Source organism: Bradyrhizobium sp. SPXBL-02, from assembly GCF_051853065.1.
Lineage (GTDB): Bacteria > Pseudomonadota > Alphaproteobacteria > Rhizobiales > Xanthobacteraceae > Bradyrhizobium.
The window spans coordinates 2,746,995-2,773,781 of sequence record NZ_CP182474.1; the positions used below are offsets into that span (position 1 = coordinate 2,746,995).

Here is a 26,787-nt window from a genome sequence, read left to right on the forward strand (position 1 = left end):
TAACATCGTGGCGTTCCGGATCATCCGGGACGTTGCATGAAGAAGATGCACATATGAAGAAGTTGCGATCACGGGTCACCACGGATGGGCTCGACCGCGCGCCGCATCGTGCATTCATGCGCGCCATGGGGCTCGACGACGCCGCGATTGCGAAGCCGATGGTGGGCATCGTCAGCATGAAGGGTGAGCAGACGCCCTGCAACATGACCCATGACTTCCAGGTAGCTGCAGCCAAGACTGGAATCGAGGAGGCCGGCGGTACACCGCGTGAGTTCTCGACCGTTTCGGTGTCCGACGGCATCAGCATGAATCATGAGGGGATGAAGTTCTCCCTGTTCTCGCGGGAGCTGATCGCCGATTCGATCGAAGCCGTGGTCCATGGGCTGGCCTACGATGCGCTGATCGGATACGGCGGATGCGACAAGACGCTTCCTGGCGTGATGATGGGCATGGTCCGCTGCAACGTGCCCTCAATTTTCATCTATGGCGGCAGCTCGCTGCCGGGCCGCGTAGGTGGACGTACGCTGACGGTGCTCGATTCCTATGAGGCGGTCGGCAGCTTCATGACCGGCGAAATCGACGGCGCCACCCTCGAGCGGATCGAGCGCGCGTGTCTGCCCACGATCGGTGCGTGCGCCGGCCAATTCACCGCGAACACCATGGGCATGGTATCGGAGGCGATGGGGCTGACCATTCCCAACGTCTCCATGGTGCCCGGCGTCTATGCCGAGCGAGCGCAGATTTCGCGACGCGCCGGCCGACTGATCATGGAGATGCTGGACCGTGGCGGGCCGCTGCCGCGCGACATCGTGACGCGGAAATCCCTGGAGAACGGAGCGGCGATCGTGGCGGCGACGGGCGGCTCTACCAACGCCGCGCTGCATCTGCCGGCGATCGCGAATGAGGCCGGGATTGCATTTGGCATCGATGATGTGGGTGAGGTCTTTGCCAGGACGCCGTTGATCGGCAATCTGCGCCCAGGAGGCAAGTATACCGCGAAGGATGTCTACGATATTGGCGGCGCTGCGGTCATCATTCGCGAGCTGATCCAGAGCGGTCATATCGATGGCGGCTGCTTGTCCATCACCGGCCGCACACTTGCCGAAGAGTACGGTGCGGCCAACGCGCCCGACGGAGAGGTGGTGTACGCATCTCGCGCACCGATCATGCCTGACGGCGGCGTCGCGGTGCTGAAGGGTAACCTCTGTCCCGATGGGGCGGTGATCAAGGTCGCGGGCTTGAAGAGCCAGTTCTTCGAAGGCGTGGCGCGTGTGTTCGAGGATGAAGAAGCCTGCGTCGCAGCTGTTCGTGACCGCAGCTACAAGGCGGGCGAGGTTCTCGTGATCCGCAATGAGGGGCCGGTCGGCGGCCCCGGCATGCGTGAGATGCTCGGCGTCACCGCACTGATCTATGGGCAAGGCATGGGTGAAAAAGTGGCGCTGATCACCGATGGCCGGTTCTCCGGTGCGACCCGCGGGATGTGCATCGGCTACGTGTCCCCCGAGGCATTTGTTGGCGGTCCGCTGGCGCTCGTCCGGAATGGTGACCGGATCCGGATTGATGCTGCAAATCGGCGGATGGATGTCCTGCTCGAGGAACAGGAGCTCGCCGCGCGGCGACGCGATTGGAAGCCGCGCCCGCCACGGCACCGTGCAGGTGCGCTGGCAAAATATGCGCGGCTGGTCGGGCAGGCGCCGGGCGGAGCCGTGACGCATGAAGGCCCGGCAGAATGGCCGTGGTTCGAATGACGCACCGCACGGGTGTGAAAATGACAGCCTGTCTGGCAGGCTTCTTGCTAAGCTCGTGCCGCTGAATCCTCGTGCAAGTGGGACGGAAGGCGGGATGACGGTAGTATCTGCGAGATCGAGCGAATGGGTGAGACCGGTGACGCAACAAGACCCGGCTTCCGCAATCATCGAGATCGACCGCGTCTCGCAGGTCTTTCAGACCTCCGCGCGCAAGGATCATGTTGCGCTTTCGGAGATCTCGCTGACGATCGAGGAGGGAGCTTTCGTCTCCATCCTTGGCCCGTCCGGTTGCGGCAAGTCGACACTGCTCTACATCGTCGGCGGCTTCGTCAGTCCGACCAGCGGCGCGGCGAAGATGAAGGGGCAGGCGATCACGGGGCCCGGTCCGGATCGCGGACCGGTATTCCAGGAGTTTGCGCTGTTTCCCTGGAAGACCGTGCTCGGCAACGTGATGTATGGGCCGCGTCAGCAAGGGATTCGCGCCACCGAAGCTGAAGCGCAGAGCCGCGCCCTGATCGAGATGGTCGGCCTCAAGGGCTACGAGAACTTCTATCCGAAGGAGTTGTCGGGCGGCATGAAACAGCGCGTGGCGCTGGCGCGGACGCTTGCCTACCATCCCGAAGTGCTGCTGATGGACGAGCCGTTCGGGGCACTCGACGCTCACACCAGGACGCGCCTGCAGAACGATCTTCTGAACATCTGGGAGCGTGACCGCAAGACGGTGCTGTTCGTCACCCATTCGGTCGACGAAGCCGTCTTCCTCTCGGACAAGGTCGTCATGATGTCGAAATCGCCCGGGCGAATCCGGCAGGTCATCGACATCGATCTGCCGCGGCCGCGCCGCCGTAACGAGCTGTTGCTTGATCCGCGCTACCAAAAATACGTCGTCGACATCGAGCGCATGTTCGATGAGAGCGACGATGCTGGCGCGCCCGCATGATGTCGCCGGCTGCCATGGTCAAGCGCGCTGCTCCGGTGCTCGCCTGCATCGGATTGCTGGTGGTGTGGCAGGTCGCGTCTCTCGCGCTCAAGAATGACAGCTTTCCCACGGCGATCGAGGCGATGCGGGCGATCCCGAGCATCCTTGGCGATAAGGAATCCCTGATCAACATCCTTGCCTCGCTGCGCCGCATGGCGATCGGGTTCGGCTTGGCCGTGCTTGTCTCGATTCCGCTTGGCCTCTTGATGGGACGCAGCGCTGCGGTCGCGGCCTTCTTCAATCCGCTGCTGATGGTGATTTATCCGGTGCCCAAGGCGGCCTTGATGCCGATCATCATGCTGTGGCTGGGCGTTGGCGACATCACGAAGACGCTGGTGATCTTCCTCGGCGTCAGCCTGCCCGTCATCTATCACAGTTTCGAAGGCGCCAAGGCCGTCGAGGAGAAGATGATGTGGTCGGGCGCAGCGATGGGGCTCTCGCCGGTGCAACGCCTGGTGCGTATCGTGCTGCCGGCGGCGCTGCCGGAAATCCTGACGGGGTGTCGTACGGGATTGGTGCTGGCGCTGATCACGATGATCACCAGCGAGATGATTGCCCGTCAGTCCGGTGCCGGGAACATCCTGTTCAACGCGCTCGACATGGGCCAATACGACACCGTCTTTGCGATGATCATCATCGTGGGGGCGATGGGAATCTGCCTCGACGCGATTTTCGAAAGGGTTCGCGCCAGGCTCGTGCGCTGGTCCGAGCCGCAGTTCGACATGCCGCTGAGTTTCTCATGATGACCCGGTTTCTCTCCCCAAATGTGGCTCTTGGGATCGCCCCGATCGTACTAGTGATCGCGCTGTGGCAAGGCTTGGTGTCCTTCGGCTTCGCGCCGGCAGTTCTGCTGCCGCCGCCAGGCTTCGTCTTCGGCCGGCTGCTCCAGCAACTCGTAACTTCGACGTTCCAGCACGAGATCGCGGCGACTCTGATCAGGCTGTTTGCCGGCTTCGCGATTGCTGTCGTGCTCGGTGTCACCATCGGCATTGCCGCCGCCGCCAATCCGGCGATCAACGCCGTGATTCGGCCGATCGTGCGCGTTCTGGCGCCTTTGCCCAAGGTCGCGCTCTATCCGGCACTGCTGCTGCTGCTCGGATTTGGCCACGGATCGAAGATTACGTTGGTGGCTGCCGATGCTCTTTTCCCGATCCTGCTCTCGACCTATTACGGTGCATCGACCGTCGAGCAGAAGCTGATCTGGTCGGCCATGGCGGCGGGAACGCCGCGCCTTGAAATTCTCTTCAAGGTGGTGCTGCCGGCGGCGATGCCGTCCATCCTGACCGGGTGCCGGATCGGCCTTGTCATTTCCTGCATCGTGGTGTTTCTGGCCGAGATGATCACGTCGACGGACGGATTGGGGCACGCGCTGGTGACTGCGGCCCGCACCTTCCAGGCGGTCGACATGTTCGTGCCGCTGATCACGATCTCGCTGCTGGGCTTGATCCTGAACGGGCTGCTGGGGGTCGTGCGCTCGTACTTGCTCCGGGGCTTCCCCGAAGCGTAACAAACAAGAATCCAGAAGACCGGGAGTGGACCATGCTGGCTGACCGCATCGAAGCAAAATGGATCGACGCGTTTTGCGAGATCTTCGAGCGTTGCGCCGTGAAAGCCGGCGATACCGCCGCGATCCTCTCGGAAACCCAGTCGCGTGCGTTGAACGTGCATCTTGCGGAACTGGCCCTGCTGCGCATGGGGGCGCGTCCGTTTCATGTGGTGATGCCAACTCCGCGTAACCGGAATATCGTCCCGGTACGCTCGACCGGGGCGAGTGAGGCGATCCAGCGGCTTGGCCCGGTCATCACCGCGCTTCAGCAGGCCGGCTTCGTAGTGGATTGCACGATCGAAGGCTTGATGCACGCGGTCGAGACGCCGGAGATCCTCAAAGCCGGCGCGCGGATCCTGGTGATTTCCAACGAGCATCCCGAAGCGCTGGAGCGCATGGTGCCGGATTCCGAGCTCGAAAAGCGTGTTCGTGCCGCGGCCAAGATGCTGCGCGGAACCAAGCGCATGCGCGTCACCTCGAAGGCAGGCACCGCTCTCGACGTCGACATGGTCGGCGCTTCCACGGTCGGTGTGTGGGGCTGGACCGACAAGCCCGGCACGCTGGCGCATTGGCCGGGTGGCATCGTCGTCAGCTTTCCCAAGAGCGGGACCATCAACGGCACGCTGGTGATGGCGCCGGGCGACATCAACCTGACCTTCAAGCGATACCTGACGTCTCCGGTGAAGATGACTCTAAAGGACGATTATGTCGTCGAGCTGGAGGGCGAAGGCACGGATGCCGCGATGATGCGTGCTTATCTCGCCGCCTGGGGCGATCGCGAGGCCTATGCCGTCTCGCATGTCGGCTTCGGCATGAATCCCGGTGCGTGCTATGAGGCGCTATCCATGTACGACCAGCGCGACACCAACGGCACCGAAATTCGGGCCGTGTCCGGCAACTTCCTGTTCTCGACCGGCGCGAATGAATTCGCGGGGCGCTATACAGCAGGGCATTTCGACCTGCCGATGATGAGAACGACCATCGAGCTTGACGGCATTGCGGTCGTCCGCGAAGGCGTGCTCCAGGACGTGTTTGGTTAGTTGCGGTCAAGCACCGGGGGGCGCGCCAGGCCGAAGTGCCGGAGCAGGTCGACCATCGCCTGGAGCCGTTTCGCGCGATAGGCGTCGACGTCGAGCCCGGAATAATCGAGAAAGCCTGCGCCCGTGCGCAGGCCGATGCGGCCTTCGTGCATGTTGCGGGAAATGACGTCCGGCGCCCGGTAGCGCTCGCTGCCGAGCGCGCCTTCCAGATACCTGCTCGCGTAGTAGAGAATGTCGCCGCCGCCCCAGTCGATGAATTCGAGCAGGCCGAGCACGGCGTAGCGGAAGCCGAAGCCGTAGCGGATCGCCTTGTCGATCTCTTCGGCGCTGGCAACGCCCTCTTCGACCATGCGCGCAGCTTCGTTCATCGCCAGCGCCTGGATGCGGGGGACGATGAAGCCCGGTGTGGCGGCACAGACCACCGGCACCTTCCCGATGCCTTCGAGCAGCGTCTTGACCTCGTCGATGACGGTCGGGTCGGTCGCCTTGCCGGGCGAAACCTCGACCAGCGGGATCAGATAGGCCGGGTTGAGCCAATGCACATTGAGAAACCGGCGCGGGTTCACGATCGCGCCGGAGAGATCATCGACGAGGATGGTCGAGGTGGTCGACGCGATGATCGTATCCGGACCGACCTGCCTCGAGGCGGCCGCCAGCACTTCGCGCTTGAGCTCGACGACTTCAGGAACGCCTTCGAAGACCATGCCGGCTTCGGCCAACACTACGCCACTCTCGCTCGCCTGCACCACCGAGACCCGCGCGATCAGCGGATCAACGTCTGCCTCGGTCAGCAGCCCCAGCTTTGACAGGCTGGCGAAGATCTTCGTGACTTCGTCGAGTGCGTCCGCCTCGAGCTTAGCAAAGTCCTCCGTGGACCGAGCCTTGATGTCGATCATCGTGACGCTATGCCCTGCATAAGCGAAGGCAACGGCGATGCCGCGGCCCATGCGGCCAGCGCCGAGACAGGCGATATTGGCGCGATTCGTCATCGATCAGAATCCATTGCGGAGTAGGGTCTGCAATTCAGTCTTGCTGAGATCGCCGAGCCCGAGCGTCTGGAGCGTTCGGCCACCGCGCGCAAAATCTTCGCCGCAGAGCGCTCCGCCGATCGAGAGAAATGCTTTGGCTAGCGGCGTATCCACGCCGGCGAGGCCGGCGACAGACACCAGCAAAGACAGCCCGAGCCGCAGATCCTCCCGCATGTAGCGGTGCTCGGTCAGCACGATCCGCTCGCGCCAATCACCGGAATCGGTCAGTCGGTCGTGCGAGCCGCGGCCATACATCCAGATCTCGCCTTCCTTCGCGTAATGATGAGCGAGCGGAAAATGTGGCGCGCCGTAGCCGAGTGCCTCGCGCACTGCGATGCGTTCGGCGTCGAGCGCGTCGGTAACCCGGCGGATCGCGGCTTGCGTGCCTTCCTTGTGAATGTCCCAGCGCTCGAAATGTTCGATCGGCCCTGCGTTCATTACGATCAATGGCGGATGAATAATCGGGCCTGCGTTCATCAGTGCGCCCGATAGCGCGTCTCCGCACGCCTCGATCGCGTCTGGGAAAGCGCGTCCGATCACTTCGAGCGCGTGGGGCGCCCGGTCAAACGGGAACACGCCGACCGGGAGCCGCTTGGCGCGGATGGTGATTGCGACCTCGAACGGTCCGTGCTTGCGGGTCAGCCACGGAAGCGTGCCCGTTTCGGCAAAGCTGGCCTTGGCGTGGTTGCCGGCATCTCGCGCGGCCTGGGCGAAGATCATCGAGCCGAATGTCGCCGGTGGCAGAAAGATGACCTGGCCGTCGCGCAGATGCGGCGCGAGCCGGCGAGCGATATCTGCTTGCGCGAAGGCAGGAGCCGGGCACAGGATCAACTCCGTGCCGGCGACGGCGGCCGCCATGTCGGTCGTGACCAGCGCGAGTTTCACCTCGTGTCGGCCGTTGTGATCCTTGACCAGGACACGCGAGCCGGCGGCGCGATGCGCCGCGACCTGATCGGCATCGCGGCGCCAGAGCCGCACCTCATGGCCCGACAGCGCAAAATCGCCCGCGGCCGCGAAAGAGCCGTTTCCACCACCCAGAACCGCGATCTTCAAGACGTTTCTCCTTGGGCGCGCGATTGCGTATCAAGCTGCTTCAGAAGGAAATGCTGGACCTTGCCCAGCGCCGTGCGCGGCAGGTCGGTGACGAAGACGATCTCGCGCGGAACCTTGTAGCGTGCGAGCTGCGCCTGAAGATGTGTCTTCAATTCGTCCGCTTCGAGCCGGCAGCCGGGTCGCGCAATGACATAGGCGATCGGCACCTCGTCCCAGCGCGGGTCCGGCCGGCCGATCACGGCGCATTCGCTGACATCGGGGTGTTCGAGCAGGACGCGCTCGATCTCGGCCGGGTAGATGTTTTCTCCGCCCGAAATGATCATGTTCTTCTTCCGGTCGCGGACCCAGAAGTAGCCGTCGGCGTCGCATAGGCCGATATCGCCGGTGCGATACCAGCCGTCGTGCAGCGCCTCGCGCGTCGCGGCCTCGTTGCCCCAATATTCGAAGAATACGTTGGGACCACGCACCGCGATCTCGCCCGGCGTGCCCGCGGGCAGTTCGTTGCCGGTCTGATCGATCACCTTTGCCTCGCAGCACAGGCCGGCAAGGCCGGTCGATCCCGGGCGCGAGAGATCGCCGCCAAGCCGCGTGTAGACGGCGATCGGGCAGGTTTCGGTCGAGCCATAGACCTGAAGCACCGGGACATCGCGCGCGACGAAGCGCTCGATCAGGTGCGGCGGCACGATGGTCGAGCCGGTGGCAACGGCCCTGAGTGAGGAAAGATCAGCGGTCGCCCAGGCGGGATGCTCGCTCACCGCCTGGAGGATCGCAGGCACCATCACCGTGAGTGTCGGCCGTTCCCCTGCGATGGCCGCGAGTGCGGCGTCCGGCGTGAAGCGCGCATGGACCGTGACCGTCGCGCCCAATTGGAGCGCGGGCGTGGTCTGGATGTTGAGGCCTCCGACGTGGAAGAACGGCAGCACGGTCAGCACGTGATCGTCGGATGTCATGTTGTGCATGTGCTGGCTCATGACGCCGTTCCAGAACAGCGCCCCCTGACGCAGCACCGCGCCCTTTGGCCGTCCCGTCGTGCCTGACGTGTAGACGATGAGCAGCGGGCAGGAGAGGTCGGTGTGCGGATTTCGGCTCGTGCCGTCACCGCGGGCCAGCAAATCTTCGAAGGTCGTGCCGCGGGGCGGCGTGAAATCGAGGCCGACGACGGATGTGCCCACCGCGGTCTGCCCCAGCTCGGCAAGCACTCCGGAAAACGCCTGCTCGAGCACCAGGACCTTGGCGCCGGCATCTCCGAGAATGAACAGCTGCTCGGCGACGGCCAGCCGCCAGTTCAGCGGCACCAGGATCGCGCCGAGCCGCGCACAGGCGTAGAGCAGAACCAGATATTCCGGCCGGTTCAGACTTAGAATCGCGACGCGATCGCCCCGGCCGATGCCGAGCTCCCGCTTCAAGGCCGTCGCGGTCCGTTCGATCCGTGCGGCGAATGCCGCGTAACTCAGCCGCTTGCCTTCGAAGGCGATGGCCGTCTTGTCTGGCGCGAACGCCGCGTTGCGGTCGATCAGGCTACAGAGGTCCACGGTCAGTCGTCCGTTTCACCGGCCTCGTACAGCGCTTCGCGCCCGATCCGGTCGAGGCAGAGCTCGGCGGTCCAGGGCAGCATCAACGAGCCGCAGCGGCTGTCCCGATAGATCCGCTCCAGCGGCAGCGAGCGAAGCATGGCCTGACCGCCGCAGGTGCGGATCGCGAGCGCGGCGAGCTCATTGGCGCCCTCCATTACCGAATATTGCGCGGCATAGGCGCGCAGCACCTGCTCCTTGGTCGGATTGGCGCGCGCCTCGGTCACGGCCTGGAACCAGATTGCCTTGATCTGCTCCAGCTTGATCTGCATCTGCGCCACCGCGATCTGCTTGGTCGGGTACATCCGCCGCTTGACCGGCGGCATGCCCGGGACTTCGCCGCGCAAGTAACGCACGGTGAAGTCGTAGGCGGCTTGGGCCAGGCCCATATAGGTCGGCGACAGCGTCAGGAACATGTGCGGCCAGCGCATCGCCGCCTGGAAATAGACGCCGCGCGGCATCAGCGCTGAATCTTCCGGCACGAACACGTCCTTGAACAGCAGGGTCCGCGAAACCGTTCCGCGCATGCCGAGCGGATCCCAGTCGCCGACGACGGAGACGCCTTCTGATTTGGCTGATATCGCGAGGTAGAGCGTGTTGCGGCGCGAGGCCTTCTCACCTTCCTCGATCTCGGTGCAAAGCACGCCGTAATAATCGGCGTGGCCCGAGAGCGAGGCAAAGATCTTCTTTCCGTTGACGATCCAACCGCCTGCGACCGGCCTCGCTTCAGTGCCAAAAGCAACGCCGCCCGCTGCGGCAGCTCCACCTTCGGAGAAGGGCTGCGAATAGATCGCACCATCCTCGACGATGCGCCTGTAGTGGACCGCGCGCCGCCGCTCATGCTCGGCACGGGTCTCCGCATCCATGTCGAGATCGTCGGCGAGGGGACCCGACCACAGGGTCGAGCAGACATGCATGTTCCAGGTCAGCGCGGTGGCGCCGCAATAGCGGCCGATCTCGGCTGCCGCCAGGGCATAGGTCTGGTAATTGGCGCCGAGGCCGCCGTGCTTCTTGGGTACCGCGATGCCGAGCAGGCCGACGCGATGCAAATCGCGGTAATTTTCCGTCGGGAAGGTCGCCTCGCGATCGTAAGTGGCGGCGCGACCGGCAAACACGGTCTGGCCGATCTCTCTCGCGCGGGTGATGATGCCGGCCTGCTCGTCGTTCAAGCGGAATGCAGTAGGATCGAAGATCGGCGCATCCAGCGCGACCTTGTTGGTCGTCCCGATCGTCTTGCTGACTTGCATGGTCATCGCGCGGTCACCTTACGCTTTGGTCGCGAGAGAGTTCAGGAACCGGCCGAGAGCTTCGTCGAAGGCGTCGGGGCGTTCGAGATTGGCGAGATGGCCCACGCCGGCGAGCGCGACATATTCCGCCCCTGGAATAAAGGTCGCCGTCTTTGCCATCATCGGCGCCGGCGCGTTGTTGTCCTTTGAGCCTGACAGCAGCAGTGTGGGAACGGAGATATTTCCGAGCGTGCTGCGCTGATCGAAGCCGATCAGGGCCAGCATCATGGCGCGATAGCTCGCTTCGGGCACGCTCCCCATGCATTCGCGGGCAACCTCCATCCCGTTCGGATCGGGATCGTCGCCGACAAGCTCCCTCACCAGCGAAGGCGCCAGCGACTTCATCGTCTCTCCGCGATCGAGCGGTCCCAGCCGCGCTGCGATAAACGATTTCTGCCAGTCGCCGTCCGCCTTGCCGAACGCAGGGCTGGTCTGCGCCAGCACGACCGCGCGTGCCAGTTTGGGGGACTGAACCAGCCACTTCTGAACGATCATGCCGCCGATGGAATGGCCGACCAGAACAGGCCTGCTGACGCCGAGTTGCTCGATGAATTGCTGCAGCGCCTCCGCCAGGGCAGCGATACTGACGCTCGCAAGCGGCGTCGATCCGCCATAACCGGGCATGTCCCATGCGCTCGCGCGGAAGCGGCCGCCGAATGTGGCAAGCTGCCGCCGCCAGGCTCGCGCCGCGCCGCCGATGCCGTGCAGGAAGATCAGCGGTATCGCGCCAGGATCGCCCGCGGCTTCGTAGGCGAAGCGTCCATCCTTTGTTATCATTGGCACAGGCTGTGACACGCGACATCCTTCTGCTGGCACTTCGATGCTAACAGGCCTTTCAGGGATGGGAAGCGATAATTTTATACTTAAAGCAATTTTCGGGCCGTCTCTCATGCGGCGGCATTCGCCGGCCACGCGCCGCTTTCGTTGCAAAAACTTGAAGGTTAAAATATATCGGAAGCACGATCACGAGATCTGAGGGAGCCAGCGCATGTCCGGATTGCCGCATTCGCCGCACGCGCTGGTCACCGGTGGCGGGCGCGGCATCGGCCGAGCGATCGCTTCCTCTCTCGTCGGCGCTGGTGCGACCGTAACGGTGCTTGGCCGGAACGCGGCGGTTCTCGACGAGGCGGTCAATGCAGGTGCCGCGCACTTTGCGGCTGTCGCTGATGTCGCGAACGAAGCATCACTGAAAGCCGCGATCGCCGGGGCAAGTGCGCGCAAGCCGATCGACATCCTGGTTGCCAATGCGGGCAGCGCTGAATCGGCGCCGTTCGCGAAATCGGACGGCGCGCTCTTCAGCCGGATGATGGATGTCAATTTCATGGGCGTCGTACATGCCATCCAGGCCGTGCTGCCGGGCATGAAGGATCGTCCCTACGGTCGCATCGTCGCGGTGGCGTCCACGGCCGGCCTCAAGGGCTACGCCTATGTCAGCGCGTATGCGGCGGCCAAGCACGCGGTTGTCGGCCTGGTGCGTTCGCTCGCCCTCGAGATGGCTGGTAGCAGCGTCACCGTGAATGCGGTGTGTCCCGGCTTTACGGACACCGATCTGGTCGCCGGCAGTATCGACAATATCATGAAGAAGACCGGCCGAACCCGCGAGCAGGCGATCGCCGAGCTCTCGAAACACAATCCGCAAGGAAGACTCATCACACCGCAGGAGGTGGCTGACGCGGTGCTCTGGCTCTGCGGCGAGGGCGCCGGTGCGATCACCGGGCAGGCGATCGCCGTTGCCGGCGGGAAATCTAGCGTGGCGAAGCAGGGCCGGAACATAAAAGCCAAGGAGATCCCATGAGCAGACCAGCCAATCCCGTCACCGTGCCGCTTGCGGATTACTCGCCGCAGCACTTCCTGCTCGCCGTGGTTGACGGCGTTGCGACGGTCACGCTCAATCGCCCCGAACGAAAGAATCCGCTGACGTTCGAGAGCTATCGGGAACTGACCGATTTCTTCCGCGCCTGCGCCTTCGACGACGCGGTCAAGTCCATCGTCGTCACGGGTGCCGGCGGCAATTTCTCGTCCGGCGGCGACGTGTTCGAGATCATCGGCCCGCTGGTGAAGATGGACACCAAGGGGCTGACCGCCTTCACGCGTATGACCGGCGATCTCGTCAAGGCGATGCGGGCGTGTCCGCAGCCGATCGTGGCGGCGGTCGAGGGCATCTGCGCCGGCGCCGGGGCGATCATCGCCATGGCGTCGGACATGCGCCTTGCGGCGAGCGGGGCGAAGGTGGCGTTCCTGTTCAACAAGGTGGGGCTGGCCGGTTGCGACATGGGCGCTTGCGCCATCCTGCCGCGGATCATCGGGCAGTCCCGCGCCTCCGAGCTGCTCTACACCGGCCGGTTCATGACGGCGGAAGAGGGCGAGCGCTGGGGCTTCTTCAGCCGCATCGTCACCGCGGAGCAGGTGCTGCCCCAGGCGCAGGTTCTGGCCAGGCAGGTCGCGGAAGGCCCGACCTTCGCCAACACCATGACCAAGCGGATGCTGGCGATGGAATGGGCGATGTCGGTGGAGGAGGCGATCGAGGCGGAGGCCATCGCCCAAGCGCTGTGCATGACCACCGCGGATTTCGAGCGTGCCTTCGAGGCTTTCGCCAACAAGGTCAAGCCGGTATTCAGGGGCGACTGAGCCGGTCGCAATTATCTGCAGCAAATCCAGCGAGGGGGACTTGCGGGAAATTATTTTAGGCTTAAAATAGTTTTCATGGCCGGGTGAAGTGGCGAGGCTCCCATGAAAGTCGCGATCATCGGTGGCGGACCTGCGGGTCTCTATGCTGCGATCCTGCTCAAGAAGCAGCGTCCCGGCGCGGACATTGCGGTCTATGAGCGCAATCGGGCCGATGACACCTTCGGCTTCGGCGTGGTGTTCTCGGATGCGACGCTCGACAATTTCGAGAAGCACGATCTGCCGAGTTATCGCCGCATCACTCAGGAGTTCGCTTACTGGGATGACATCGCCGTGCACTTCCGCGGCACCGTGCACCGCGTCGGCGGCAACGGCTTCTGCGGCTGCTCGCGGCAGAAGCTGCTTCTGATCCTCCAGGAACGTGCACGCGAGCTGGGTGTCACCTTGCACTTCGAGGTCGATATCGACAACGAAACGCGCTTCGCCGATGCCGATCTCATCCTGCTCGCCGACGGCATCAACAGCCGTTTCCGCGAGAAATACGTCGAGCATTTCCAGCCGGAGGTCGACCTGCGCGCCAACAAGTTCGCCTGGATGGGTTCGACCAGGCCGCTTGATGCCTTCACCTTCATCTTCCAGGAGACGGAGTGGGGGCCGTTCATCGCCCATGCCTATCAGTACGAGGCCGGGCACTCGACCTGGATTTTCGAGACCGACCCTGAAACGTTCGAACGCGCGGGGCTGACGGGTCTCGACGAGGCTCAGTCCGCCGCGCGGATGGCCGACATCTTCGGCTGGTTCCTCAATGGGCACAAGCTGCTGACGAACCGCTCGATGTGGCGCAACTTCCCGATGATCCGCAGCAAGCGCTGGGTCAAGGACAACATGGTGCTGCTCGGCGACGCCAAGGCGAGCGCACATTTCTCCATTGGCTCAGGCACCAAGCTCGCAATGGAAGACGCCATCGCGCTGGCCGAAGCCATGGAGAAGGCGCCTAGCATCAAGGCTGCCCTGGAGATCTATGAGAACGGCCGCCGCGAGGAGGTCGAGAAGACGCAGCATGCCGCCGACGTTTCGCTGGTCTGGTTCGAGCATGTCGACCGCTTCTGGGATTTCGATCCGGTTCAGTTCGCCTTCGGCGTGATGACGCGCTCGAAGGCGATCACCTATGACAATCTCAAGCTCCGCGCGCCGGATTTCGTGGCGGAGGTCGACAAGTCGTTTGCGAGGCAGGTGCGCAGCAGCGGCTTCGATGTCGACACCAACCGGCCGATGGTGCCGCTGTTTCAGCCGTTCCGCCTGCGTGAGATGAAGCTCGCCAACCGCGCCGTGATGTCGCCGATGTGCATGTACTCGGCGAAGGAAGGTGTGCCGACTGATTTCCACCTGGTGCATTACGGCTCGCGCGCGATCGGCGGCGCCGGCCTCATCTTCACCGAGATGACCTGCGTTAGCCGTGAGGCCCGGATCACGCCCGGCTGCACTGGTCTGTGGAACGACGAGCAGGAGGCCGCCTGGCGTCGCATCGTGGATTTCGTCCACGGCAACTCGGCCGCAAAGATCTGCCTGCAACTGGGCCACGCCGGCCGCAAGGGCGCGACCAAATTGATGTGGGACGGCATGACCGTCCTTTGGAGGAGGGCGGCTGGGAGATCATTTCGGCATCGCCGCTGCCCTATTTCCCCGACAGCCAGGTGCCGCGCGAGCTCGACCGCGCCGGCATGAATGCGGTGAGGGACGCTTTCGTCGCGGCGGCCGAGCGCGGCGAGCGCTGCGGCTTCGACATGCTCGAATTGCACAGCGCCCACGGCTATCTGCTCGCGAGCTTCATCTCCCCTCTGACCAACACCCGGACGGACGAATATGGCGGCTCGCTCGCCAACCGTCTGCGGTTCCCGCTCGAGATCTTCGAGGCTTTACGCGCGGTCTGGCCGTCGCACAAGCCGATGTCGGTGCGCATCTCGGCGACCGATTGGGCGGACGGCGGCATCACCGGCGATGATGCGGTCGCCATCGCACGCGCTTTTGCCGAGGCCGGCGTCGATCTCGTCGACGTCTCGACCGGCCAGACCGTGCGCCATTCGCAGCCGGTCTACGGACGCATGTTCCAAACGCCCTTCTCCGACCAGGTCCGCAACGAGGCGCGGGTCGCCACGATGTGCGTCGGCAACATCACCACGGCGGACCAGGCCAACACCATTCTGGCCGCCGGCCGGGCCGATCTCGTTGCCCTCGGCCGTCCCCATCTCGTCGACCCCTTCTTCACCATGAAGGCGGCGGCCTGGTACGGGGCAAACGACGCCTTCTGTCCCCCGCAATATCTGCCCGGAAAAGATCAGATTTTCCGCAACAGCGTGCGCGACCGGCAGGATCTCGAGGAGCTGAGAATTAAGGCTAAGCCTAAGACCCGGGCCGAGCTCAAGGCGGAGGCGACAAAGCCGCTTGCGGCGGAGTGACTGCCCGTGCGACGTTAACTCATTGCCTGTGTTTCGAGTGGAGTTAGGGCGATGAAGGCGATTATCGTCGGTGGCGGTATCGGTGGTCTCACCACGGCATTGATGTTCCGCTCGCGCGGCCTGGATTGCGAGATCTTCGAGCAGGCCGACACCATTCGCGAGCTCGGCGTCGGCATCAACACGCTGCCGCATGCCATGCGGGAGTTGGCCGGCCTCGGCCTGTTGCAGAAGCTCGACGACGTCGCTGTTCGCACCGACCAGCTCTACTATCTCAATCGCCACGGCCAGGAGGTCTGGCGCGAAGCCCGCGGCATCGACGCCGGCCACGACGTGCCGCAATTCTCGATCCATCGCGGCCGCCTTCAGGCCGTCATCCATCGCGCCGTCGAGGAGCGGTTGGGCCGCGAGGCGATCCACACCGGCTGCCGGCTCGGCGCCTTCACGCAGGACGAGGGCGGCGTCACCGCTTACTTCTTCGATCGCTCCGGCGCCCATGTCCACACCGCGCGAGGCGATATCCTGATCGGTGCCGACGGCATTCACTCGCGCGTCCGCGAGACGCTGTTTCCGAACGAAGGGCCGCCGTGCTGGAATGGCCTCATGCTGTGGCGCGGTGCGCGTGACTGGCCGCTGTTCCTGACCGGCAAATCGATGATCGTGGCCGGCGGTCTCAACGCCAAGGTGGTGATCTATCCGATCGCGGAAGGATCGAGCCCGGCGAGCCGCCTGACCAATTGGGCGGTGCTGGTGAAAGTGGGCGAGGGCAACGCGCCGCCGCCGCGGAAGGAAGACTGGTCGCGGCCGGGCCGCCGCGAAGAGCTGATGCCGCATGTGGCGCGCTTCTCGGTGCCCTATATCGACGTGAAGAGCCTGATCTCGGCAACGCCCGAATTCTACGAATATCCGACCTGCGATCGCGATCCCTTGCCATATTGGTCATCGGGCAGGGTCACGCTGCTCGGCGACGCCGCGCATCCGATGTATCCGGTGGGGTCGAACGGCGCCTCGCAGGCCATTCTCGACGCGCGCTGCCTTGCGGATGCGCTGGTGCGCGCCGAACACCCGCGTCAGGCCTTGCTCGAGTACGAGAAGAAGCGCCTGCCGATGACGGCCGAGATCGTCCGCTCCAACCGGCGCGGGGGCCCCGAGGGCGTCATCGACGCCGTCGAGCAGCTCGCGCCCGACGGTTTCGACAATGTCGACAACGTCCTGAGCTATTCCCAGCGCGAGGCCATCGTGCGCGGCTATGCCACCAAGGCAGGCTTCGCCGCGGTGCCGGGTCTTGCGGCGGTGCGCGCCTGACGCGCGCCGCTAGCCGCCGGGCGGCGGCGGAAGGAAGTGGATGTTGAACTCGGCGGCCATCGCCACGACGTCCTCCGGCTTCTGCTCCTTCATGTTGTGAAGACCCCAGAACAGGTCGAACAGCTTGCGGCTCGGCGAGACCCAGAACAGCACCTTGGCGGTCTGCTCCGACTTGTTGAAGATGCCGTGCGGCACGCCCATGCCGAGGCGGATCAGGTCGCCCGCGGTTGCCTGCGCCTCTGAATTGCCCAGCACGAAATCCAGCTTTCCCTCCAGCATGTAGAGATATTCATCCTGGTCGGGATGAATGTGCGGCGGCACGAAGGTGCCCGGCGGCAGCGTCGCGTGCCAGGAGAAGCTGTTCTCGGCGTAGCTCTTCGGCACGTAGGTCTGGCCGAGGATGTTCCAGGAAATGCCCTGGATTCCCTCATTGGCCCGCGTGATGCCGGTGATTTCGCTCTTCATTGCAGTCCTCCCGTAACGCGCTGCGCGGTTCTTGTTAGAGCATGATCATGTTCGGAAAACCGCTGCGCATTTTGCGCTACCGCGGCCCTTCGGGTCCGATCATGCTCAGTTCGTCGCCTTGCAGTCCTTGGCATAGCGGTCGCCGTAATTCTCGAACACCTTCTGCACGATCTCGGTCTGGAACTTGCCGTCCGGACGCTTGGCGACCTTGGTCAGGTAGAAATCCTGGATCGGATAATTGTTGTGGTTGAACTTGAAGGCCCCGCGCAGCGAGGTGAAGTCGGCCTTCTTCAACGCGGCGCCAACGGCGTCCTTGTTGGAAAGGTCGCCCTTCACGGCCTTGACGGCGCTGTCGATCAGCATCGCGGTGTCGTAGGCCTGGGAGGCGTAAGTGCCGGGAACGCTATTGTAGGCGGCCTCGTAGGCGGCAACGAACTTCTTGTTCTGGGGATTGTCGAGGTTGGGTGCCCAGTTCGCGCCGCCGAACATGCCGACCGCCGCATCCTGCTGCGCCGGCAGGGTCGATTCATCGACCGTGAAGGCCGACAGCACTGGAATGGTGTCGGCGAGCCCGGCCTGCCGGTACTGCTTGACGAGATTGACGCCGAGGCCGCCCGGCATGAACGTGAACAGTGCATCGGGCTTCTGTGAGGAGATCTTGGAGAGCTCCGGCTGGAAATCCAGCGTGTTCAGCGGCATGTAGGATTCCTCGACGATCTCGCCCTTGTAGTCGAGCTTGAAGCCCGCCACCGAATCCTTGCCGGCCTGATAGTTCGGCACCATCAGGTACATGCGCTTGTAGCCGCGATCCTGCGCGACCTTGCCGAGGATCTCGTGCACCTGATCGTTCTGATAGGACGTCACATAGAAGAACGGGTTGCAGTCCTTGCCGGCGAATGTCGACGGGCCGGCATTGGGGCTGATCAGGAACGTCTTCGATTCCGTGATGGGCCGGTGGATGGCCTGGAGGATGTTGGAGAAGATCGGCCCGACCACGAAGTCGACCTTCTCGCGCTCCAGAAGGCCCTTCACCTTGGTCACCGCTGCATCCGGCTTCAGCTCGTCGTCGACGACGACGAGCTCGACGTCGCGGCCGCCCATCTTGCTGCCGAGATCCTTCACGGCGAGCGCGAAGCCGTCGCGAACCTGCTGGCCCAGCGCTGCGGCTGGTCCCGACAGGGTCACGATCACACCGAGCTTGATTTTTTCCTGGGCGAGGGCAGGGGTGGCCACGGTGCCGAGCAGCATCGCGGCTGCGGCCAAGGTCATTTGCGTCTTCATGATCTGTCCCTCGTGACGACTGGCTTGCGCTGCAAGCCACGTACTCCAATCCAAAGCTTATGCCGATGACGGCCGCCGCGGCAAGCCGAGCGCGAGGCGTCGCATCCTGCGGGCAGGGTCGCATGCAAGCGGCGCGCCAAATATTTGAAGCCTAAAGAAATAGGCGTGCGGTCGATTGTTGCAGCTTTGGACTTGCAGCCGGCCCGGATTTATTTGAAGCTCAAAATGTTGGGGAATCCGTGCCGGCGCCAATGCCGGCCGTGAGTGGCTGCATCGACATGCTCGATTCCGAGACCAAGGCCGTCGAAACACCGGAGGACCATGCCGAAGAGCTCCGGCTGTGGCTGCGGCTCTTGACCTGCACGACGCTGATCGAGGGCGAGGTGCGCGGCCGGCTGCGGCAGCGGTTCGACGTCACGCTGCCGCGCTTCGACCTGATGGCGCAGCTCGACAAGGCGCCTGACGGCATGACGCTCTCCGATGTCTCCAAGCGCATGATGGTGTCGAACGGCAATGTGACCGGGCTCGTGGAGCGTCTGGTGGAATCAGGCCATCTCGACCGGCGGACCTCGGAGACCGACCGCCGCGTCCAGGTGATCCGGCTGACCAAGCTCGGGCGTGCCGAGTTCCGCAGGATGGCCGCCGAGCACGAGGCCTGGATCGCCGATCTGTTCGCCGACCTCTCGCCGAAGGACGTGCGCGAACTGATGCGCCTCCTCGCCAAGACCAAGGCGTCCGCGCAGAAATCGGCCGCCCGCCGCCGGCCCTGACCGTGCGGGCGCGACAGGCCGCCCACCCCTTTGCCGCATGAAAAAGCACGGGATGCCCAAAATCCCCTATTGCGCGAAATTGTTTTAAGCCTAAAATGTTTTCTAGATCGTGCTGCCGGGTGCAATCCATGCTGAAAGGAGCGTGCGATGGCCAACGCCGCCAAGATTCAAGTAACGGGCTCGTCTGACGGCAGCGCCGCGACGGCCCATGTCGATACGTTCGCGCGGCAACACCTGCCGCCGCGCGAGCTCTGGCCCGAATTCATCTTCACGCGGCCGGAGCTGCACTATCCACCGCGACTGAACTGCGTCAGCTATTTCCTCGATCGCTGGGTCGAGCAGGGCCAGGGCGATGCCCCTTGCGTCATCAGCCCAGCCGTCAGCTACACCTATCGCGAGCTGCAGGCGCTGGTGAACCGCATCGCCAATGTGCTGGTTGGCAAGCTCGGTCTCGTCACCGGCGGGCGCGTGCTGCTGCGTTCGACCAACAACCCGATGATGGTTGCGACTTATCTCGCGGTGATCAAGGCCGGCGGTATTTGCGTCGCGACGATGCCGCTGTTGCGCGCCAAGGAGCTGTCCTATCCGATCCAGAAGGCGGAGATCACGCTGGCGCTGTGCGACGGAAAGCTCGCCGACGAGATGGAGAAGGCGAAAGCCGCAGCGCCCGGCCTCAAACACGTGGTCTATTGGGGCAATGGCGCGGCGGATTCGCTCGAAGCACTGATCGCCGATGCCAGCCCTGACTTCAAGGCCGTCGATACCGCCGCCGACGATATCTGTCTGATCGCCTTCACCTCGGGCACGACCGGCGATCCCAAGGGCACCATGCATTTCCACCGCGACATGCTCGCGGTCTGTGACGGTTACGCACGCAACATCCTGCGCGCCGAGCAAAAGGATCGCTTCGTCGGCTCGGCCCCGCTCGCCTTCACCTTCGGCTTCGGCGGCGTGCTGTTTCCGATGCATATCGGCGCCTCCTTTGTCGTGCTGGAGAAGACGACGCCGGACGACATTCTGAATGCGATCGAGCAGTACAAGACCACGGTCTGCTTCACGGCGCCGACCGCATACCGCGCCATGCTCGGCAAGCTCGCGGGCCGCGACATTTCTTCGCTCCGCAAATGCGTCTCCGCGGGCGAGACCCTTCCCAAGCCGACATTCGATGCCTGGCTCAAGGCGACCGGGATCAAGCTGATGGACGGCATCGGTTCGACCGAGATGCTGCACATCTTCATCAGCGCGACCGAGGACGAGATCCGCCCCGGCGCCACCGGCAAGCCCGTGCCGGGCTATGAAGCCAAGATCGTCGATGATGAGGGCCGCGATGTGCCGCCGGGAACGATGGGCCGTCTCGCCGTGCGCGGGCCGACCGGCTGCCGCTATCTGGCCGACGAGCGGCAGCGGAAATACGTCCAGAACGGCTGGAACATCACCGGCGACACCTATTTGATGGATAGCGACGGCTATTTCTGGTACCAGTCGCGCTCCGACGACATGATCGTGTCGGCCGGCTACAACATCGCGGGGACTGACGTCGAAGCGGCGCTGCTCACGCATCCGGCGGTCGCCGAATGCGGTGTGGTCGGTGCGCCCGACGAGGCCCGCGGCATGATCGTGAAGGCCTATGTCATTGCCGCGCCCGGCGTGACGCCTGACGCTCAGCTGGTGGCCGAGTTGCAGGAGCATGTCAAACGCGAGATCGCGCCGTACAAATATCCACGCGCCATCGAGTTCGTGGCGCAATTGCCGAAGACCGAGACCGGCAAGCTGAAGCGCTTTGCCCTGCGGCAGCTGGCGCAGGCCGCAGTGACGTCCTCGGGCGTCGCCGCGGAATGAGAGAAGGATAGAGAATTGTCAGTGACCACCCCGAAAAGCCCGCAACTCGCGGTGCTGCCAACCGCAGCCGAGGATGGAACGCGCATCAAGGCGCAGATGCTGCAGCCGTCAGGCTGGCCGCTGCCGAAGGGCTATGCCAACGGCATCGCTGCCGAGGGACGCATCGTCGTCACCGGCGGGGTGATCGGCTGGGACGCTGAGGAGCGTCTTGCGGACGGCTTCGTCGCGCAGGTGCGCCAGACCCTCGACAACATCGCCGCGATCCTGGCCGAGGCCGGTGCCCGGCCCGAGCACCTCGTGCGGCTGACCTGGTACGTCGTCGACATGGACGAGTACCTGGCCAATCTGAAGGAGCTCGGCAAGGTCTACCGCGACGTCTTCGGAGCGCACTATCCGGCGATGGCCCTGGTTCAGGTCGTCCGCCTCGTCGAGAAGGCGGCGCGCGTCGAGATCGAAGCCACCGCCGTCATTCCGAGCTGAATTCTGCCGCGATCAGCTTGCCTTGATCAGCTCGCTTTGGCGAGTTCGTCGTCTTCGGGCGAGTTGAGATAGATGCCGGACAGGGTGTCGACCCAGCACAGATGGTCGCGCACCTTCTTCACGCCCTCGACGTTCTCCGCGGCGACGACCGCGGCCTGACGTGTGCGCTCTTCGGTGATGACGCCGCTGAGATGAACGATCCCGTCACGCACGATGACGTTCAGCCCGAACGGGCACCAATCGTTCCTCTCCATGGTCTCGATGATGCGGCTGCGAATGTGATCGTCATCGGCGGTCGGATCCGGCACGTCGCGGGCCAGCCCCGCCACCGCCTGCAACAGATTGGCGCGGGACACGATCCCGACGACCTTGTCGCCGCGCACGACCGGCAGCCGCTTGACGTTGTTCCGCTCCATGAGATCGACGATCTCCGCGAGCGCGGTGTCCTCCGTGATGGTCACGGGCGAGTCGGTCATCACTTCCGAGACCTTGCGGCCGTGCTCGTGGACGAAGTCGCTGGCGGATTTGCCCGGACCCAGGATGAACCGCAGCCACCGCCCGCGCTTGCGCCCGGTGCCGATTTCGCTGCGGCGGATGAAATCTCCCTCCGACACCACGCCGATCAGCTTGCCGGTATCGTCGACTACGGTGAGGCCGCTGACATGTCGCTTCAGCATGATGTTGGCCGCTTCGACGATGCTGGTGTCGGGGGTGACCGAGATGACCGATCGGGTCATGATCTGGTGGGCGCGCATGGACAACTCCGCTGGCATGTCAACTTCAATGCGCAAAGCCTAGTGAATCCGTCGGGGTGTGGTTTGACCCAGGTCAAGCGGACGAAGCTTGCCCTGACTGACCGATTGTGATCCGCGCAGCGATTTGATGCAGCTCAACGCGCGGCGGCAGCGTCGCCATATCCTGCCGCAGGCCTAGAACGGAAGCCCGCAGGAACAATCAGCCATGAGCGTCGTGAAGATATTTCCACGGGCCGAAGCGCCGCTGCAAGCTCCCGCGGCCAAGCCGGCTGCCGAGATTCCCGAGGGGGTCGCAGGGACGCCGGCTGACTGCACTTGCCCGCAAGCAACGGATACCTATCCGCTTGATCGCGCGTTCCATGCCATGCTGGCGCGGTTCACGGGCGGGATCTCGCCCGTGGCCTTGTCGCTCGCCTGGCTCGATTGGGGCGCGCATCTTGCGGCGGCGCCTCAGCATCAGATGGAGCTCTCCCGCAACATCTTCCGCGATTCCGGCCGCCTCCTGGAGGCCGCCGCGCGCGCGACATCGCAGGAGCCGTGGTCCGTCATTCGGCCGCAGGGGCGGGATCGCCGCTTTAAGGACCGGCAATGGGAAGCCGCGCCGTTCAATCTGCTTGCGCAGGCGTTTCTGCTCACCGAACGTTGGTGGCACGATGCCACGACCGGCATACGCGGCGTGTCCCACGCAAACGAAGCCATCGTCGAGTTCTCGATGCGCCAGATGCTCGACATGCTGGCACCCTCGAACTTCGCGGCCACCAATCCGCAGGTTCTGGAAAAAGCGTTCCAGAGCGGCGGCGAGAATTTCGTGTTCGGCTGGCAAAACTGGTGCAGCGACCTGATGCGCCTGCTCTCAGGCTCGAAGCTGGCCGACGAGGATCAGTTCGTCGTCGGCAAGACGGTGGCGGCTTCGCCCGGCAAGGTCGTCTACCGCAACAGCCTGATCGAGCTGATCCAGTATCATCCGACGACTGCGCAGGTGCGGCCGGAGCCGATTCTGATCGTGCCGGCCTGGATCATGAAGTACTACATCCTCGACCTGTCGCCGCAGAATTCCCTGGTCAAATACCTGACCGCTCAGGGCTTCACCGTCTTCGTAATCTCCTGGCGCAATCCGGACGCGAACGATCGGGATGTTGCCTTCGACGACTACCGCAAGCTGGGCGTGATGGCCGCACTGGACATGATCGGCCAGATCGTGCCGGGCCGGAAGATCCATGCACTCGGCTATTGTCTTGGCGGCACGTTGCTGTCGATCGCCGCGGCGGCCATGGGCCGCGACGGCGACAGCCGTCTCGGCACCGTCACGCTTCTCGCCGCGCAAACCGATTTCACCGAAGCCGGCGAATTGACGCTGTTCATCAACGAGAGCCAGGTCGCCTTCCTTGAAGACATGATGTGGCAGCGCGGCTATCTCGACACGACACAGATGGCGGGCGCGTTCCAGCTGCTGCGCTCCAACGAGCTGATCTGGTCGCGGCTCTCGCGTGACTATCTGATGGGCGACGGTTCGCCACCGAGCGACCTGATGGCCTGGAATGCCGACGCCACGCGGCTGCCCTATCGCATGCACTCGGAGTATCTGCGCCAGCTGTTCCTGAACGACGATCTGGCGGAAGGTCGCTATCGGGTCGAATGCAGGAGCGTCTCGCTGTCCGACATTCACACCCCGATGTTCGTGGTCGGCACGCTCGCCGATCACGTGGCGCCATGGCGATCCGTCTACAAGATCCACTATCAGGTCGATGCCGACGTGACGTTCCTGTTGACCAACGGCGGCCACAATGCCGGCGTCGTCGCGCCGCCGCAGGAGGAGGGCCACTTCTATCAGGTGCTGACCAAGGCTGCTGACGCGCCCTATGTCGGTGCGGACGAATGGCTGAAGCTCGCCCCGCGCGTCGAAGGCTCGTGGTGGCCGGAATGGACCACTTGGCTGTCAGCGCGCTCCGGTGCGCCCTGCGATCCCCCGCAGATCGGACTTGGCGGCGCCCTTGGCCTGCCCGATGCGCCGGGGGACTACGTCCACACCTAAGCTTCCGGCTCCGAACTCGGCGCGAGATCCGGGGAGCGGAACGGTTTGGTCTTGTCCAGTTTGCGGTAGGCCTCCGAGGCCTTCCGCAACAGCTTCTTTTCCCGCTTGCGATCGAGGAATCGATTACTGGCTTCGAGGCCGGCGCCATTCAATGACGCCGCCAACGCTTGCCCGCGTGCATCGTCGTTCAATTGTCCGAGCGACCGTTGTGCCTTGCGCAATTGCTTGAGGATGGACTTCTGTTTCGCCGCGCCATCGGCGAACAGATCTGCAAGCGACTCGACCGAATAGGTCATCCGCTTGTTGAGGAGGCGCAGCTTGTGACGTTTCTCGACATCGAGCTTTTTCAGCTTCCGGGCCTTCTTGAGCAGCGTCGTCTCCCACTCGGTCAGCCGCTCCGTCGCGTGGTCGGCGAGGGTGCGGCGGCGCAGCCGGATGGCGTCCTTGCTGCGGCGGGTCGACCAGGGGCCGGTTTCGATCCAAGTTGAGGTTTGCTCGACCAGGCGGCGATACCGCGCCGATTGCAGCGCGCGCGCCAGCAGCCGGTGACTCTCCGCGCGCTTCTCGTCCCAGCGCTGAAGCTCGGCGACCACGGCGAGCTCGATGCCACTCTCCGCGACGATCCGCTCGATGGCCACGTCGAGGTCCCGCACCATGCCGAGCTGACCGTTCAGCCATTTCAGTTCGGCCCAGACATCCGGCCGCAGCGCATCGTCGACCATCGGCGAGAAGAAGCGTATGGCAGTCCGCAGATGCGTCAGTGCGATCCGGATCTGGTGCAGCGCATCGGGATCGCCGCGGCAGGTGCCGTCGTGCTGAGCCATTACCGCGTCGAGGTGACGGCGGGCGATGATCCGGAAAGCCGTGTCGCAGGCCATGCCGGGGCTGAGTCGGGCCGGCAGCGCGTTGCGCCGCGTGGCCGGCTTGGCATGCGCGTTTGCCGTCGAGCGCGTGGTCGGTCGCGACTTACTTGCCCGCATCAGTTTGATTGCCTTGTTTGCCCCTCAGCGATGACGTTCCGGCAGTTCTGAAGCGTCTGCTCTTGTGTCCCGGATGCATCGATGATCGCCCAGCCGACATGGCCGATATTATAGTGCTCTTGCAGCGCGGCAACCTCCGGCGTGGCATCCGATGCGTCTTCCCGGCGGTTGCCGATGCGCGCCTGCCGGGTCGCAAGGTCCGCGACCAGGAACAGCCCGTTCAACGCCACGTTGCGCTCACGCGCGAGAGCCGCGATCGCGTCGCGTTCGTCCTCGCGAGCGAATACGCCGTCGATGATCGCCGAATGGCGTTGCGCCAGCACGCGCCGGGCATGTTCGACCAGCGTGTCGTAGACGCGGGCCGTGACCTCCGGCGTATAGGCCGAAGGCGGCAGGCGGTGGGTGTCCTCGACCCCGAACATCTGCTTGCGGACGAGATCACTACGCAGCACGACGGCGCCCGGCTCCGGTGCGACGAGCGGCGCGAGTAAGTGCGCCAAGGCGGACTTTCCGGTGCCGGACAGTCCGCCCACCGCAATCAGGCGCGGAGCAGGAGGACGGATCAGCGTCCCTGCGAGCTCGAAATAGCGTCGTGCCTGGTCGAGAATGCCGGGACCGTCGGAATGCGGCCACTTGAGCCGCACCAAGGTCACCTGGGCGCGGATCGCCGCCCGGACGGACATGAACAGCGGCAGGGTCGAGAGCGCGTCGAGATTGTCGGCCGGCGTCACGGCGAGATAGCGGTTCAGCACCATGTTTGCCGCGCCCGGCTGATGGTAATGCAACAGGTCCATCAGCGTGAATGCGAGATCGTAGAGCACGTCGACCGTCGCCATCTGCGCATCGAACTCGATCGCATCGAACAGCACGGGCCGATCATCGATCATGACGATGTTTGCCAGATGCAGATCGCCATGGCAGCGGCGCACGAAGCCCCGGCGACCGCGCTCTGCGAGCAGGGCGCGAATACGCAGATAGGCTGTGTGCGAGGCCTTGCCGAGTTGCTCGATCTCCTCTGCGCCGAAATGTCCGCCGGCCCGCAGACCATTCGTGTTGCCGTCGATCAGGGCCGGGATGGAGGAGACCCACGCTTTTCCGTCCGCGCGTGTCGCCGCCACGTGCGACGCCGCGATTGCGTCAGCCGCGGCCGAGGCAAGCTTCGCGTCCAGCGGGCCGGCCTTGGCCAGATGATCCAGCGTCCTGCTTTCGTCGAAGCGCGACATGTCGACAGCATACTCGATCGGCCGTCCGACGCCGTCGACCTTCACCGATCCATCCGGCTCTTCCGTGATCGCCACGACGCCATGATAGATCTGCGGCGCCAGGGGCCGATTGATCCGGATCTCCTCCTCGCAGGCCGCCTTGCGCTTTTCGAGCGTCGAATAGTCGAGGAAGGGAAATTGGACGGCGCGCTTGATCTTCAGTGCGCGTTTTGCGTCCAGGAACACCGAGGCGGCATGCGTGTCGATGCGCCTCACGCCGGGATGATCGGTCAGCATCCGAAAGATGCGCTCCTGAGCCGCCCTGTCATCCTTCATCGAAGCGGACATG

22 protein-coding genes and 1 pseudogene are annotated in these 26,787 nt (G+C 64.1%); 13 read left to right on the top strand and 10 right to left on the bottom strand.

Annotated elements, in window-relative coordinates; all coding sequences use genetic code 11:
- The first annotated feature begins 53 nt into the window (after nt 1-53).
- From ilvD to ACNJYD_RS12480, 5 genes are all read left to right on the top strand, one after another.
- Complete coding sequence (gene ilvD, locus ACNJYD_RS12460; RefSeq protein WP_439366526.1) at nt 54-1,748, top strand: dihydroxy-acid dehydratase; 1,695 nt, start codon at nt 54-56, stop codon at nt 1,746-1,748.
- Between the two features lie 94 nt (nt 1,749-1,842).
- Entirely contained in the window at nt 1,843-2,688 is an 846-nt protein-coding gene (locus ACNJYD_RS12465) for an ABC transporter ATP-binding protein (RefSeq protein ID WP_212255542.1), read from the top strand.
- Nucleotides 2,685-3,470: an ABC transporter permease gene (locus ACNJYD_RS12470; protein ID WP_212255419.1), complete on the top strand. Its 786-nt coding sequence runs from the start codon at nt 2,685-2,687 to the stop codon at nt 3,468-3,470. The genes ACNJYD_RS12465 and ACNJYD_RS12470 overlap by 4 nt, the downstream gene beginning before the upstream one ends.
- Entirely contained in the window at nt 3,470-4,234 is a 765-nt protein-coding gene (locus tag ACNJYD_RS12475; RefSeq protein WP_433996057.1) for an ABC transporter permease, read from the top strand. Before ACNJYD_RS12470 ends, ACNJYD_RS12475 begins: the two co-directional genes overlap by 1 nt.
- 32 nt (nt 4,235-4,266) lie before the next feature.
- On the top strand, nt 4,267-5,313 hold the full coding sequence (locus ACNJYD_RS12480; protein WP_212255421.1) for a peptidase M29: 1,047 nt from the start codon (nt 4,267-4,269) through the stop codon (nt 5,311-5,313).
- On the opposite strand, the gene ACNJYD_RS12485 is transcribed toward ACNJYD_RS12480, so the two are convergent.
- The 5 genes from ACNJYD_RS12485 to ACNJYD_RS12505 are packed head-to-tail and all read right to left on the bottom strand — an operon-like array spanning nt 5,310 to nt 11,046.
- Nucleotides 5,310-6,302, bottom strand: coding sequence for a 3-hydroxybutyryl-CoA dehydrogenase (locus tag ACNJYD_RS12485; RefSeq protein WP_212255422.1), 993 nt, complete (start codon nt 6,300-6,302; stop codon nt 5,310-5,312). The two genes, ACNJYD_RS12480 and ACNJYD_RS12485, sit on opposite strands and share 4 nt — an antisense overlap.
- Nucleotides 6,303-6,305: 3 nt before the next feature.
- A complete protein-coding gene (locus tag ACNJYD_RS12490; protein ID WP_439366527.1) occupies nt 6,306-7,394 on the bottom strand; it encodes an NAD/NADP octopine/nopaline dehydrogenase family protein in 1,089 nt (362 codons plus the stop codon).
- Entirely contained in the window at nt 7,391-8,926 is a 1,536-nt protein-coding gene (locus ACNJYD_RS12495; protein WP_439366528.1) for a class I adenylate-forming enzyme family protein, read from the bottom strand. The genes ACNJYD_RS12490 and ACNJYD_RS12495 overlap by 4 nt, the downstream gene beginning before the upstream one ends.
- Before the next feature lie 2 nt (nt 8,927-8,928).
- On the bottom strand, nt 8,929-10,218 hold the full coding sequence (locus tag ACNJYD_RS12500; protein WP_439366529.1) for an acyl-CoA dehydrogenase family protein: 1,290 nt from the start codon (nt 10,216-10,218) through the stop codon (nt 8,929-8,931).
- A gap of 12 nt (nt 10,219-10,230) precedes the next feature.
- Complete coding sequence (locus tag ACNJYD_RS12505; protein ID WP_439367472.1) at nt 10,231-11,046, bottom strand: alpha/beta fold hydrolase; 816 nt, start codon at nt 11,044-11,046, stop codon at nt 10,231-10,233.
- 193 nt (nt 11,047-11,239) lie between these two features.
- Between ACNJYD_RS12505 and ACNJYD_RS12510 the strand changes: the two genes are divergently transcribed.
- From ACNJYD_RS12510 to ACNJYD_RS12525, 4 genes and pseudogenes are all read left to right on the top strand, one after another.
- On the top strand, nt 11,240-12,046 hold the full coding sequence (locus ACNJYD_RS12510) for an SDR family NAD(P)-dependent oxidoreductase (protein ID WP_439366530.1): 807 nt from the start codon (nt 11,240-11,242) through the stop codon (nt 12,044-12,046).
- On the top strand, nt 12,043-12,879 hold the full coding sequence (locus tag ACNJYD_RS12515; RefSeq protein WP_172785431.1) for an enoyl-CoA hydratase family protein: 837 nt from the start codon (nt 12,043-12,045) through the stop codon (nt 12,877-12,879). Before ACNJYD_RS12510 ends, ACNJYD_RS12515 begins: the two co-directional genes overlap by 4 nt.
- A 102-nt stretch (nt 12,880-12,981) precedes the next feature.
- A pseudogene (locus ACNJYD_RS12520) lies at nt 12,982-15,332 on the top strand (bifunctional salicylyl-CoA 5-hydroxylase/oxidoreductase).
- Nucleotides 15,333-15,383: 51 nt separating this feature from the next.
- Complete coding sequence (locus ACNJYD_RS12525; protein WP_172785429.1) at nt 15,384-16,634, top strand: flavin-dependent oxidoreductase; 1,251 nt, start codon at nt 15,384-15,386, stop codon at nt 16,632-16,634.
- 9 nt (nt 16,635-16,643) lie between these two features.
- On the opposite strand, the gene ACNJYD_RS12530 is transcribed toward ACNJYD_RS12525, so the two are convergent.
- Nucleotides 16,644-17,099: a cupin domain-containing protein gene (locus ACNJYD_RS12530; RefSeq protein WP_018643141.1), complete on the bottom strand. Its 456-nt coding sequence runs from the start codon at nt 17,097-17,099 to the stop codon at nt 16,644-16,646.
- 105 nt (nt 17,100-17,204) lie between these two features.
- Nucleotides 17,205-18,380: an ABC transporter substrate-binding protein gene (locus ACNJYD_RS12535; protein ID WP_172785428.1), complete on the bottom strand. Its 1,176-nt coding sequence runs from the start codon at nt 18,378-18,380 to the stop codon at nt 17,205-17,207.
- Nucleotides 18,381-18,631: 251 nt separating this feature from the next.
- Between ACNJYD_RS12535 and ACNJYD_RS12540 the strand changes: the two genes are divergently transcribed.
- From ACNJYD_RS12540 to ACNJYD_RS12550, 3 genes are all read left to right on the top strand, one after another.
- Nucleotides 18,632-19,150, top strand: a complete 519-nt coding sequence (locus ACNJYD_RS12540) for a MarR family winged helix-turn-helix transcriptional regulator (protein WP_172785427.1) — start codon at nt 18,632-18,634, stop codon at nt 19,148-19,150.
- 147 nt (nt 19,151-19,297) lie between these two features.
- Nucleotides 19,298-20,989: a benzoate-CoA ligase family protein gene (locus ACNJYD_RS12545; RefSeq protein WP_439366531.1), complete on the top strand. Its 1,692-nt coding sequence runs from the start codon at nt 19,298-19,300 to the stop codon at nt 20,987-20,989.
- Between the two features lie 21 nt (nt 20,990-21,010).
- The gene (locus ACNJYD_RS12550; RefSeq protein WP_439367473.1) at nt 21,011-21,469 is read left to right on the top strand and encodes a RidA family protein; all 459 of its coding nucleotides are present in this window, start codon (nt 21,011-21,013) and stop codon (nt 21,467-21,469) included.
- A 26-nt stretch (nt 21,470-21,495) separates the two neighbouring features.
- On the opposite strand, the gene ACNJYD_RS12555 is transcribed toward ACNJYD_RS12550, so the two are convergent.
- Nucleotides 21,496-22,224 carry a CBS domain-containing protein gene (locus ACNJYD_RS12555; RefSeq protein ID WP_439366532.1) on the bottom strand — a complete coding sequence of 243 codons (729 nt, stop codon included), beginning with the start codon at nt 22,222-22,224 and terminating at the stop codon, nt 21,496-21,498.
- Nucleotides 22,225-22,429: 205 nt separating this feature from the next.
- Here ACNJYD_RS12555 and ACNJYD_RS12560 point away from each other — a divergent pair, with 205 nt between their 5' ends.
- Nucleotides 22,430-24,256, top strand: a complete 1,827-nt coding sequence (locus ACNJYD_RS12560; RefSeq protein ID WP_439366533.1) for a PHA/PHB synthase family protein — start codon at nt 22,430-22,432, stop codon at nt 24,254-24,256.
- On the opposite strand, the gene ACNJYD_RS12565 is transcribed toward ACNJYD_RS12560, so the two are convergent.
- Together ACNJYD_RS12565 and ACNJYD_RS12570 are read right to left on the bottom strand one after the other, a co-directional pair.
- A complete protein-coding gene (locus tag ACNJYD_RS12565; protein ID WP_439366534.1) occupies nt 24,253-25,236 on the bottom strand; it encodes a CHAD domain-containing protein in 984 nt (327 codons plus the stop codon). The genes ACNJYD_RS12560 and ACNJYD_RS12565 overlap by 4 nt on opposite strands.
- Nucleotides 25,236-26,774: an AAA family ATPase gene (locus tag ACNJYD_RS12570; RefSeq protein ID WP_439367474.1), complete on the bottom strand. Its 1,539-nt coding sequence runs from the start codon at nt 26,772-26,774 to the stop codon at nt 25,236-25,238. Before ACNJYD_RS12570 ends, ACNJYD_RS12565 begins: the two co-directional genes overlap by 1 nt.
- Between the last annotated feature and the right edge of the window lie 13 nt (nt 26,775-26,787).